This is a genomic window from Micromonospora sp. S4605, from assembly GCF_003176715.1.
In the GTDB taxonomy this organism is placed as follows: Bacteria; Actinomycetota; Actinomycetes; order Mycobacteriales; family Micromonosporaceae; genus Micromonospora; species Micromonospora echinaurantiaca.
Genome location: NZ_QGSW01000261.1, coordinates 1 through 12,439 on the forward strand (window position 1 = coordinate 1; position 12,439 = coordinate 12,439).

Genomic DNA, 12,439 nt, shown 5'->3' on the forward strand with positions numbered 1-12,439 from the left:
TGTATCCGGCAGCCACCGCGGCGTCATGGTCAGTCCACACAGCCGTCCATGATCGACGGTGGCTGCCCTCATACCCCCACCGCACCAAACCGCAGCTCAGCCGAGGTCAACATCCCCGGCTGGAGTACTAGGAACGCGGGCCGGATGCGGTCGGGTCCGCGATCAGGGCTACCGGCCGGGCCTGCCTCGGCGGTGGGTCACTGCTCCCATCTGGGCTTGCTCTTCCTGACCCACTCCGCGCGGCTGGCGTCGTCGCTGGCCGTGCCGACGCCGGCCACCGTTGAGAGGAGCCCCGGGTTGACCGAGCCCACGCCGACCACCACGGCGGTGAGGTCGAGGATGACGTGGGTGGTCCCGTTCGCGTAGATCGAGATGGCGTCGCTGATGGTGCCGTCCCTGCCCACGGCCGCGCAGAAGCCGTTGGAGATAACCTCGCTCGCCGCGAAGTTGATCGTCGACGCAACCGGCTTCGCCGTGTTGTACGCGTACACGGTGGCGTACTGGGGGACCAGCGCGCCAACGATGGTGAGGTTCCCGAAGATCGCGTCGGCGGCGTACATGAAATCCGCCAGGTCGATGTGGATGGTTCTGCCGCCGATCAGTCGGCCGCTGGTGTCCAGATTGCCAGTCGGGTTGATGATCCGCGTGCGCTGGGCCGGATCCCGGGTGTCGATGATTCGCTGCGGCGGGATCGGCACCAGGCGGTTCGCGTTGCCGGAGGTGTGCACGAAGTCGGAGTACGTCACGCCCTGGAACTGGGACGTCGCGACCCGGATGTTGTTGCCCGAGTCGATGCCGATCGAACCAAGCGGGGCGTCCGTGGCGAGGTCATCCCCAGCGGGGACCAACCGCAGGGCCGGCGAGACAAGACCCGTCCCAGGGGACCTGGTGTTCGACAGCTCCAGGGTGGCCCCGGCGCCGCTGCTGGTGATGCCCGTGACGGTGGCCCCAGCGTTGACGGTCCGGCCCTGCACCACCGGCTCGCCGAGAGCGGCCTGCGCCGGGCCGGCCGCGGCCGCGGAAACCATCCCGGCGCCGGCGACGCCGGCCGCGACGGTTCCGGCCCGACGGAGCAGCCCTCGGCGGTCGACAGTCTGCTCGTCCTGTTGTTTGGCCATGCAATCCCCCATAGAGGTGAGGCTGAGACGAGGCAAACAGTAGACCACGCGTATCGATGGACCCTTATAGGCTGTGAAACAGCCGAACTCCCCCAATGGTCACGCCCCGTGGCACGGCCATGCAGTCCGGACGTGTCCGACGGCGGCTGTACCGGGCGACAAACGCTGATCAACAACGACCCCGACGGCCGAAGGCCATATGCGCCGTGGGTCACAACCGGTGACGAGGCGGCACCCCTGAGGCAGTCGACGGAAGTTCTCCTGGGATTGACAGTGATATGCGCCACTCTTATCTGCACTTCCCGCCAGGCCTGCTCGCGGCGAGGTCGTTGCCGGTGCGCACCTTCAGCCAGGCCAAGGCCTTGGTCCAGTCGACGCCAGCGAAGTGTGGGGTAGCCGGTCGGCTCGGTCGTGCAGCAGCCGCAGGAGCGAGGAGGCGAGGGACTGCTCGCGCGGTGGAACGGCACCAGGTAGACCAGAGCATCAACGCCAGCGGGCGGCCGAGGCCGTCGCAGGCGTCATCGTCGCAGTCGGTCCACCTCGACTTCGACCGAGGACGTGATCTCGTGGTTCGTCCGTTCCGCGGCTGGGCGAGGCGCTGGGATCAGGACATGCGGTCGGTCGAGGCGCCGCCACCTCCGCCGGCCGGCGGGTTGTCCGGACCCGGCGGTGTGGTCTGGGTGTTGGTCGGCGCGGGGGCCGTGGTCTCGATCGGCGGAGTGGTCGTGGCCTCGCCCGTGGGCTCCGGATCTGTACTTGTCGTCGGCTCCGGGGATGCCGGGCCCGCCAACTGGCTCGGTGGCGGCGAGACCGGGGACATGGTGGCCGACGGCAATGGGCTGGAGGTGGAACCGGCGGGTCGGAACGGTCGACCCGAGTTCGGCTGCTGCTCCTCCTCCGCCGGCATCTCAGAGCCACCGCTCGGTACGGCGGCCGGCACCATTGTCGCCGGCACATTGACCGGCGGTGCGTTGGCCTCGCGGGCCGCGCCCAGCGCCGCGCCGAGCGCGGCGAGCGCGACCAGCACCGCCGCGCCCGCCCCGACCAGGGTGCCGCGCCGCCGGCGCCCGCCCTGCCTGCCGACCGTGGCCGGCACGTCGGTCCGGGTGTCCGGGCCGGCGCTGCGCAGCCCGCCCGCAGCCGACACCATCGCGGTGGGCGCGGACGAGTCGGAGACTGCGGCCCGGGCCGCCGCGGCCATCGCCGCGCCGCTGCTGAACCGGTCGGCCGGGTCCTTGGCCAGGGCGCGCCCGACCAGGGCGCGGACCGCCTCCGGGATGTCGTGCGGCAGCTCCGGCGGCTCGTCGTCGAGGTGCCGGACGGCCACCTGGAGCGGATTGTCGCCGGTGAACGGCGGGCTGCCGGTCAGGCAGCAGTACGCCACCGCGCCCAGGGCGTAGATGTCGGTGGCGCCGGAGACCGGGCGGCCGGCGGCCTGCTCGGGAGCCATGTAGAGCGCGGTGCCGGGCACCGCGTTGGTGCTGGTGATGCTGGTGACATTGGTCGACCGGGCGACCCCGAAGTCGACCAGCACGACCGAGCCGTCCTCCTGCACCAGCAGGTTGCTCGGCTTCACGTCCCGGTGCACGATGCCGCCGGAGTGCGCGGCGTGCAGCGCCTGGGCGACCTGGGCCACGATCGACATCGTCTCGGCCACGCCCAGCCGGCCGAGCGCCTCGATCCGCTTCGACAGCGGCTCGCCGGTGACGAACTCCATGACCAGGTAGTCCGCCCGGGAACCGTCGGGCAGCGCGTCCTCACCGCAGTCGAAGACCTGCACGATGCCCTTGTGCCGCACCGCGGCCATGATCCGCGCCTCGGCCCGGAACCGGGCGATGAAATCGGGGTCGGAGACCAGCGCCGGGAGCAGCACCTTCACCGCTACCGAACGACCGAGGACCAGGTCCGAGGCACGCCAGACGTCGCCCATGCCGCCGGTGGCGACACGTTCGTCCAAGCGGTAGCGGCCGCTGAGCACGACCTCCGATGACAACACAGGCATTACCGTACCCAGACCGACGCAGACAGCAGGTGGCCAGGCCGACCACCGGCGCCGCCGCCCGACAGCGACCGCGACCCCTGCGACTGCCTTGCACCGGCCTACACGCCATGCCACGGCTACCGGTCGTCAACCCGCAGGTTCGGAGTACCCGTACAGCGGGGAGTGTCGATCACGCAGGCGGCAGTTTCCCTGTAAACCTTGAGGACGTCCCGCAGCGGAGCACGCCGGGCCCCGGGTCGCTTGTCGAAGCCCAGGACGGCACCGAGCCCGATCGCGAGAAGTCGCTAACCGGTAAGGCCGATGGGGCGAACGATGACATCTCGGCGGTCTTCACCGCCCCGGTCAAGGCAGCGCGAAGCGTGGGCCTCCGGCCACACCTGCGGTCAACAACCACCGCCGCATTGGCTCGCGAACCGGGGATGCGGCTTCGTCATCTCATGAATGCCACATCGTTCCGCCGGGTTGCGGAGGTTAGTCGACACATTCACGAAGTTGATCGTCCCAGGCCGGGTCCTGGTTAGCGCCATCGCCGGGGATGCTGGCCAGCCAGCTCAAGACAGGTCTGCAGCTGGGTCAATCCTCGTCCTGCACTGCGTCGAGAGCCGCAACTCAGGATGCAGCCAGCCACTGTCGAGCACTCTGCAGCGGAACAGCGAAAAACGTCGCGTTGCCCCATCGGATCGTCTGTCCCGGCTTGTCGATCGGCTCGATCATCCATGCGTCGACAATGCGGCGACCGTCGATGTTCACGCTGTCACCCCCGCGGCCGTCTGCGAATTCGATGCCGCGAAGCCATCCAACGCCATCCGGGTCGCCGCGCTGCCCTGCGGAGAACTCGACGACGAGATCACCGACTCGCGGTCGCTTCATTCGCTCGCGAAGTTCGGCGCTCAACCAGGGTACGTTGGGGCTGAGGGTTGAGCACCACAACTCGTTACCGAGCACAGCGATCAGTTGCGTCTTGCTGACAGGCACGGCGGAGATTATCTCACGTGCGGTGCCACCAGGTGAAATTCGCGGTCCGGCCCCCGCCCGATCCAAGCCCGGACGGTCCGGGAAGGGCGAGCGGTATGTCCCACATGCCTTGTCACGACGGGCGTGTCGAGGCAGCGGTACTCGGACCGGCGCCGGTTTCGCGCTTCTGGATCACAAGGTCACCGAAGTACCTCTCGACCAGGTCGCTCCGGACCGGTTGGGTGCGCGGATCGTCAACGGCAATCGCGCTGCCGTCCGCGTTCGCGATAAGGCAGTACATAAGGTAGTGGCCGCGCACGTCCCACGCCACGTTCGCGGCGGCACGACTGATGATGTCCGACGCACCACCCGCGACCAGACCACTGAACCGGCCCTTCTCTGCATCGACGGCGCTCTTGATCGCGGCCGACGCCTCCTCGGCCTTGCGATCGGTCTCGAGGTTGAAGACTCCAGTCGTGATGACAAGGGCTCCATCGGATGACATCAACGTGGCCCGTACCACCTGGGTGCAGCCAGCCGTCGCCAGGATCTCCGCGATGGCACCACCGGCGGCCACCTTGCACTCGGTGGACGTTTGCGTCTTGAGGATCTTGTACGGTCCCCGGCCGTCGGCACCGGGAATCGTCCCGGTGCCGAAGACCTCGTTCGCGGTCAGCGGCACCGGGTCGACCTTCTGGTCCGCGACCCTGCGCTCCTGTTCGGTACGAGGCCCATCCGCCGAGTTTCGCAGGTAGTACCAGCCGGCACCGCCGCCCACCAGCACCACGAAGATGATGGCGAAGACGAGGGGCTTGCGCGATCGACGCCCAGCCTTGGGTCCCGCGTCGGCCTGCTCCGGCCTGCGGGAGGTCGCCTGGGGCTGGTGGCGAGCCCCTGCGTACAGCTCCGGCTCGTGTCCGGGGCCGGCGCCATGTTCGTCGGACAGGCCGCCATACACGGCGCCGCTGCCGCTCTGGTTCGGATTGCGGCCATACGGCTGATTGGGTGCGAGGTGCTGGCCGCCTCGATACGGGCCGCTGCGCTGGGCCACGTCACCTCCCCATCCCGGATGCCCGGGCGGAGTACTAAAGCCGGCCGGCAGGTCTGCCTGGTCACGCTGGCGCGTCGGCGACCCATGACCCGCGTCGTATGGTCGGTGACTGCTGTGCCGACCCCCGCCAGCCCACTGCGGAGGCTGCTCGTACGAGGGCTGCTGCGGCCGAGCGTCGCTGTACGGGGAAGCCTCGACGCCAGATGGATCGTTTCGCTGGCCCCAGGACGGGCCTCGACCACGTGGGGGCGAACCCTCGCCGTAGTCGTACGTCATGCCGCACACGGTAGCGGAATCACGCGGGGAGGAACCCACCAGGGATCTCTCACCTGGCACCTCCTGCCGGTCCGCTCTTGTCGCGCCCGGGGCCTGCGAACCGCCGGAAGGGGACCTGGGCGCTGCCGGAAAGGGGACTGCGAGCCGCCGGAAAGCCCAGCAATGTCCGCCCAAAAAGACGAGCACTACTAACCAGCAATACGAGAAACGTCGGCTCCGACGTCCGAGGGCATTGCGGGAGTGCCGTCCCTGTGTAGCATGTCCGGGCTGCTACGGGCTGCCGTCCCTTGATCGAAAGCTGGGTTCGCGTGCCTTCCCATCTTGGGTTGTTCGAAATTCTCCTTGCCGCGGTCGGCGTCGTAACGCTCTTCGCGACGTCCGTGCGCCTGTTCTGGAGACGCGGGAAGAAGCCGTGAGTAAGGCTTCCAAGACCGCACGGTGGGTCCCCGGCCGCGCGCTGCCCGCGGTGGTCCTCATGCTCGGCGCCTCCTCGCTGTGGCTCTACCACCACGTGACCCGGCTCGAGGATCCCGGTACTGAACTGTCCGCGTTCGAAGTCGTCTACACGTTCGCCTTCGTCGTGTACTTCCTGCACCTACTTCTCGCGACCTTCGACCGCCCCAGACGCGTCACCGCCAAGCAGGCGGCCAAGCTGGCGAAGTTGAGGGTCGTGGCGGTCGTCCCGCTCTATAACGAAGACGTCGATGCGGTCATCGCGACCATCCGTGGTCTTCTCGGGCAGACTCGTCGTCCCGACGCGATCTTCGTCCGGGACGACGGATCGAACAAGGTGGACTACCTGCCCACCGAGTTGTGGGCGGTCGAAGCCGCGAACGCGGTGGGAGTCCCCCTCGTCTGGGTACGGGACCGAAACCGGGGCAAGCGAGCGACCCACGTCGCCGCATCCCTGCGCTTCGCCGGCTGGGCCGACGCCTACCTCACGATCGACTCTGACTCGGTCCTCGCGCCGGACGCGCTCGAGAACTTGATCAAACCGCTCGCCGACCCCAAGGTGATGTCGGTCGCCGGAGTTTTTCTCACCTACAACCTGAACGGGCCGATCGCCCGGGCTGTGGATCTGATCTGCACAGCCTCGCAGTTGACCGACCGGTCCGCCACGTCGGCGCTGGGGTCGGTGCTGGTCAACTCAGGCGGGATCTCGTTGTACCGCGCGCGGGTGATCGACGAATGCCGCCTTGGTTACTCGAACGAGGAGTTCTTCGGACGACGGGTTGAGTTCTCCGACGACTCGTACCTGACGCTTCAGGCGTTACTCCGGGGCAAAACCGTCCAACAGTCCAACGCCTTCGCCTTCTGCGTCATGCCGGAACGCCTCTCCAATCACCGACGGCAGTTCATGCGCTGGCTGCGGGGGTCGTTCATCAGATCCTTCTGGCGTTTCAAGTACTTGCCCCTCAACCGCATCGCGTACTGGCTGCACGCACTGAAGTGGGTGCAGGCTATCGCCTCGACCATCGTCGTGTCCTCGCTCTTCGTGGTGAAGCCGGTGGCCGATGTGGTCGCGTGGGCGCGCGGCGCGGGAACCGACGCGTTGATCGCGGACGCGGAGCTACTGCTGCTGACGCTCGGGATGTTGATCGTGCTCGGCTATGTGCAGCTGTTGCGGATCTTCACGGTTCGGCGGTCCGATCAGACGATGCCGGCCCAGTTGGGTTGGTTCCTCTTTCTGTCGCCGGTCGCGATTCTGTGGCAGTGGTCGGTGTTGCGGGTGTGGCGGCTCTGGGCCATCGCCTCCTGCATGCGTTTCAAGTGGGGCACTCGTCAGCAGGTCGAGGTCGAGATCGGGGGGGACCATGAGAAGGTACTTGCTGGTGCTGCCGCTGCTACTACTGGCTGGATGCGCGACGAAACCGTCATCCACTACTTCCGAGGGGGGCCGGCAGCCCGCAGTGACCGCGACAGATCCGGCTCTGCGAGCTAGCGCGATTCGTGCCGACGTCTCCATGCTGCGGGCGGACAAGCCCGTATTTGGTATCACGTCGGAGAAGGACGCCGTGGAAGACGCTGATCGTGCCGCGCAGGAAATTGGATGCCGGCCGATGTGGCGAGGGGTCTACGCGTCCATCGGCGCCCCGTTCGAGTTGTCCAGGCTGACAAATGCCGCGGGTATCCCGTTCCTCACGGTGCAGCCGAAGGACCTGGGATCGGTCGTGGAGCAGAAGTCCTGGTCGCTCGCGGCCACCGTGGCGGGCAAGAACGATGCCAAGCTGCGTGCCGTCGCGGACACCGTTGTGGAATACGGTGACCTGGTGGTGATCCGGTACGCGCCGGAGATGAACGGGGACTGGTCACCGTGGGCGGCCGGTGTCAACGGCAACACCGCATCCCAGTACGTCAAGGCCTGGCGGCACGTAGTCACGCTGTTCCGAGAGGCCGGTGCAACCAACGTCCTGTGGCTCTGGGCTCCGAACATCATTCGGGGCGCCACCGTTAAGGGAATCTCCCAGTTCTGGCCGGGCGACAAATGGGTTGATCTGGTCGGCTTCACCGGTTACGGAGTCGGCAGCTCCGCCTTCGGATTCGAGTCGTCTGCAAGCCAGACGTTCGATCCCACCATGAAGATGCTCGCTCGTGTTTCGAAGAAGCCGGTAGTCCTCGCCGAGACCGGCGTGGGGGGAAAAGCGAAGGATCGGTGGATGACCACGTTGGGCCCCTGGTTGCGTGCCCATCCGAACGTCATCGGCCTGATCTGGACCCAGGCGCCGCCGCCACACTCCAGTGCGGACTGGCGATACAATGACTCGCCCCGCAACATGAAGGCCTTCAAGAAGTCGGTTGTCCCGAACCTGGCCTGCGCTCCCAGCAGATAGAGCGAACTGTGTCACGGGCGCGGCGTGGAACGTTCACGATTTATCGACGGTAGTTGAATTTGCGGCACGACCATCCGGTTCGGGCGTAGTCGCTTGAACCGGATAGACACGGCTGGGCATACGGGGCCTGGTCACCCAGCAGAAGGAGCGACCGTGAGTGTCGACGTAGTCATTATTGGGCTCGGATACGTGGGGCTTCCGCTGGCTCGCGAGGCGACGTCGGCGGGCATGTCGGTGATCGGATTCGACGTCAGTTTGCCGTTGGTGAATGCACTCAACGATGGCCGGTCACACGTCGATGATCTTTCTGACGATGACGTCGTCCTGATGAGAGAAGGCGGCTTCCGGGCGACGACCGACGAAGGCGAGATCGCTGCCGCGAAGGCGGCGGTCATCTGTGTCCCGACACCGCTGTCCGAGGAAGGCGGCCCCGATCTCGGTGCGGTTCAGTTGGCCACCGAAGCCGTGGCCCGCAATCTCCGTCCCGGGATGCTCGTCGTTCTCGAGTCGACCACGTATCCCGGCACTACCGACGAACTGGTGCGTCCCATTCTGGAAGCCGGTGGCCTCGTCGCCGGCAAGGACTTCCACCTGGCGTTCTCACCGGAACGCATCGACCCGGGCAACAAGGAGTTCGGCCCCCGCAACACGCCCAAGGTCGTCGGAGGCCACACGCCGGCATGCACGGAAGCCGCGGCGGCCCTGTACGGGCGTTTCATCGACACGGTCGTGCGCACCAAGGGCACCCGGGAGGCCGAGACGGCCAAGCTGCTCGAGAACACCTACCGGCACGTCAACATCGCGCTCGTCAACGAGATGGCCAAGTTCTGCCACCGCCTCGATATCGACCTGTGGGACGTCATCCGCGCCGCGTCGAGCAAGCCGTTCGGATTCCAGGCCTTTTACCCGGGGCCGGGCGTGGGTGGTCACTGCATTCCGATCGATCCGAACTACCTGAGCCACAATGTGCGGGTGAAGCTCGGCTACCCGTTCCGGTTCGTCGAGCTCGCGCAGGAGATTAACGCCACGATGCCGGCGTACGTGGCAAGGCGTGCCCAGAACATCCTCAACGAAGCTGGGCTGGCGACGACCGGCGCGAACATTCTGCTGCTGGGCGTCACGTACAAGGCAAACATCGCAGATGAGCGCGAATCCCCGGCCACTCCCCTCGCCCGTGACCTCAACGGTCTCGGTGCGAAGATCAGCTACCATGATCCGTTCGTTGCGGAATGGCGGCCGGGAATTGGCGTGATGAAGGTCGATGATCTGGAGGCCGCAGTCGCGTCGGCTGACCTCGTGATCCTCGTTCAGCCCCATCGTGACTACGACGCTGACCGGCTTGCCGCCTTGGCCAAGCGCTTCTTCGACACGCGCGGCATCACGCGCACCGACGACGCGATCCGCCTATAGCACGGCAGCCACCGATCGATCATGGTAAGAGTTCGAGGTTGAGGCGCGCGTGCAGGGGGATTGTCGGGCGCGGGCGTGATGCCAGCGCCGCCACTGACCAGTGCAGACGGTGGACAAAGTCGCGGATCGGGCGGATGATGCAGGCGTTGATCAGACGCCGGACCTCGTTCACGGTCAGCTTGATCAGGTGGTGTCGGCCGGTGGCGGCGGGCCCCGTCCGTGGCGCAGATGGCCAGGACGGCGAGGACGGCCAGGCGAGGACGGTGAAAGCGGTGTCAGGAGTCCCAGCGGCGGACCTTGGTGCTCGAGCATCGGCCGCCGCCGTCAAAGTGCCCGCACCGTCCTGATCGGCACGACCGAGCGTCGGAAGAGCTTGTGCCTGAAGCTGGGCGGCACCACGTAGATCGACACCGAGGTTTGCGTCCGCGGCGGATCGGCTATCCCTGTCCCTGCTCGTCGCGGTTCCGCCCGCCTGAAGGCCGGGGTACCCACGGACGGAAACCGAGGATCAGTACATCCTGCCGCCCCCGGCCGGAGCTTGATGCGAGTCTCGAAAGTCACCGGGGGGTTCGCAGGTGGACTCTCTTCGCTTATGCGGGGGCGATCTTGGTGACCGTTCCCGAGGAGCCGCGATACATGAGTGCACCGTTCTGAACGAAGAGAACGCCGCCGCCGGTTGGGTTCGCGGACGGAACGGTGGTCGCGTTGGCAATGGCGATAACGCCGGAGCCTCCGCCGAGACTTGTGGTGTTGATGCGCAGGTTCCGAGTGACGTGCAGCGAATGGTCCGTCTTCACCACACCCGCCGACGAGCGGTACAAGTTCGTGTCGCGGGCGGCTGAGCCGGATCCCCACTCGATCTTTCCGTCGACGTAGATGACGCTGCGCGCCATCGCGTCTCCGTTGATCTGGCCTTGATACGACTTTGTGGTCGCCTCCTGTCCGATGACGAGCGCAGCCTGGCCGCCTGCGGCGGTCGGCTTTATGGTCAACGCCGCACCCCCGCTTCGGACGATCAACAGACCGGCTGCCGTTCCAGACGCGCCCCCGATCGATACTTGGCCAGTCGAGCGGTTGACGGCGAGCGGAGCATCGACCAGAGTGCCGCTGTCGTTGTAGCGGAGAAGCTGGAAGTTGGTTCCGGCGTTCGAACCGGTCTCAGCGTCGTTCGTGGCGCGGATCTTCCAGCGCCTGAACGCCGGGCCGCCGTTGCTGTCATGGGAGAACGTGATCGGCTTCTCCTGCCCGGCCGGGGCGGCCAGTCGCAGCTCCTGGCCGTTGGTCGTCCGCACGCAGAGGTCGGCCTGGTTGGTCTTGATGACTGTTTTGTCCATACCGAACAGTCCGGTTGCCGGGTCCCAGATCGGCATCTCCAGCCGGGTCTGCAGTGCGCCGGTAGAGTCGGGGACCTCGCAGGACCAATGGCCGTGCACCGACCCGTGGTCGTTGGCCTCGTAGTGCGCACCCATCCAGAACCACGGCTTGTTCGGGCCGATCGGCGCACGGGTGACCGGATCGTATGTCTTCGGCCCGTACCAGGCGATCATCTGCTTACTATCGGCACGGCGCGAGTAGATCCGCAGCACCTCGCCGTACGACATGATGCCCGCCCGCTGGTAGCTCTCCAGGTTCAGGCGGCCGGTGCTGTCGAAGTGGCCGGCCGCCCCGTCGTCCTCGCCGCCGTCATAGGAGGAGCGGAGCGTGAGGGTCTCTGAGTGCCCGTTATCGATTATGCCCGTGGCTTGGGCCGCCGAGTCGCCAGTCAGTGACGTCGTGCCCTCAGCATCCAGAGCGGCGGGCGCCGCTCCGGACGGCGAAGCGGGCCCTGCGAACGCCGCCGCCGAGCCGATCACCGGTGCGGCCGCTATGCCAGCACCCACAGCGCCTGCGGCGGCGATCAGGCCGCGGCGAGATAGGAGACGGCCGGATGAGTCGACCGTGCGCTTAGACGGCGCCGTCGCTGCAACCTCGCAAAGGTTGACTCCGGTGGACTTCGCGGAGATCGGGACGGATATGTCGTAGGTCCGGCCGCCCGTGAAGTTCTCCTTGACCGTGTAGGTCCACCCGTTCGGTCGGAGATCCGGGTCGTCGGTCGCCAGGAGGGACACGGTGAAGGCTCCGTCCGCGTCCAGGTTCGCGGTAATCGTGCTCGGAACGACCATGCTCTGAGACGCGGTCGCGACCGCGGCAACGTTACCGGTGAAGGTGACGCTCCCCTGGGCGGGCGTACCATCCAGATTGACGTACCTTCCCCTGATCTGAACGGTGCCGTGCTCGGTGGAACGCGCCATGCTGGCTCCCTTTCTCACGCTCGGTAGATAGTCGGGCGGACGACACGGGAAGACGGCTCTACGCCAGTAAGCGCGGTGAAAGCAACTCCTGATCCGTGGTGTCGAGATCGTAGGCCATTCGATTCCGCACCACAGTATTGGAGTCGCCCCATCAGTCACGCATCGGCGGGCCATCCAACGTTGCCCGCCGTATCGGGCGCGGCGGCAAGGTCAGCGGTAGGTAGCGGCCGCTGGGTCCTGCGCTCGTTGAGCCTCACACCGCGCGTGCCCGGCATGAGTCAGATGGCCGAACGCAATCATCAGGCCGGCGGTCAGGATAAGAAGGTGAAGCCACATTTTACGGGCGCTGGCGGCTGCGTCTGCGCTACTCGCCGTTGCTGGCTGCAGCGCAGACGAGGAGCCACAGTCGGGCGCAGGTTCGACGCCGTCCGCCGCGGCCACGTCGGCTAGCTCGTCCCCGGCGCCTACGGCCTCTCCCACCCCTACGCCCGCCGCAAGCACGACCC

Annotated in this window: 8 protein-coding genes; 3 read left to right on the top strand and 5 right to left on the bottom strand. The window is 66.8% G+C overall.

From position 1 onward, the window contains the following. Nucleotides 1-197 precede the first annotated feature (197 nt). The 4 genes from DLJ47_RS23485 to DLJ47_RS23495 all read right to left on the bottom strand — a co-directional run bounded on the left by DLJ47_RS23485 (nucleotide 198) and on the right by DLJ47_RS23495 (nucleotide 5,125). The gene (locus DLJ47_RS23485; protein ID WP_146228180.1) at nucleotides 198-1,166 is read right to left on the bottom strand and encodes a hypothetical protein; all 969 of its coding nucleotides are present in this window, start codon (nucleotides 1,164-1,166) and stop codon (nucleotides 198-200) included. 556 nt (nucleotides 1,167-1,722) lie between these two features. After that, nucleotides 1,723-3,114 (bottom strand): serine/threonine-protein kinase, encoded by a 1,392-nt coding sequence (locus DLJ47_RS23490; RefSeq protein ID WP_109902805.1) that lies wholly within the window; start codon nucleotides 3,112-3,114, stop codon nucleotides 1,723-1,725. Nucleotides 3,115-3,729: 615 nt separating this feature from the next. Continuing rightward, nucleotides 3,730-4,095, bottom strand: coding sequence for a hypothetical protein (locus DLJ47_RS35450; protein ID WP_146228181.1), 366 nt, complete (start codon nucleotides 4,093-4,095; stop codon nucleotides 3,730-3,732). A 112-nt stretch (nucleotides 4,096-4,207) separates the two neighbouring features. After that, a complete protein-coding gene (locus DLJ47_RS23495; protein WP_146228182.1) occupies nucleotides 4,208-5,125 on the bottom strand; it encodes a hypothetical protein in 918 nt (305 codons plus the stop codon). A 688-nt stretch (nucleotides 5,126-5,813) separates the two neighbouring features. Between DLJ47_RS23495 and DLJ47_RS23500 the strand changes: the two genes are divergently transcribed. The 3 genes from DLJ47_RS23500 (at nucleotide 5,814) to DLJ47_RS23510 (ending at nucleotide 9,642) form a co-directional block, all read left to right on the top strand. Further along, on the top strand, nucleotides 5,814-7,343 hold the full coding sequence (locus tag DLJ47_RS23500; RefSeq protein WP_158289882.1) for a glycosyltransferase family 2 protein: 1,530 nt from the start codon (nucleotides 5,814-5,816) through the stop codon (nucleotides 7,341-7,343). Beyond that, a complete protein-coding gene (locus tag DLJ47_RS23505; RefSeq protein WP_158289883.1) occupies nucleotides 7,312-8,232 on the top strand; it encodes a glycoside hydrolase family 26 protein in 921 nt (306 codons plus the stop codon). The genes DLJ47_RS23500 and DLJ47_RS23505 overlap by 32 nt, the downstream gene beginning before the upstream one ends. A gap of 153 nt (nucleotides 8,233-8,385) precedes the next feature. Then, a complete protein-coding gene (locus DLJ47_RS23510; RefSeq protein ID WP_109902811.1) occupies nucleotides 8,386-9,642 on the top strand; it encodes a nucleotide sugar dehydrogenase in 1,257 nt (418 codons plus the stop codon). 590 nt (nucleotides 9,643-10,232) lie between these two features. On the opposite strand, the gene DLJ47_RS23515 is transcribed toward DLJ47_RS23510, so the two are convergent. Then, nucleotides 10,233-11,933, bottom strand: coding sequence for a hypothetical protein (locus DLJ47_RS23515; protein ID WP_109902813.1), 1,701 nt, complete (start codon nucleotides 11,931-11,933; stop codon nucleotides 10,233-10,235). Nucleotides 11,934-12,439 lie beyond the last annotated feature (506 nt).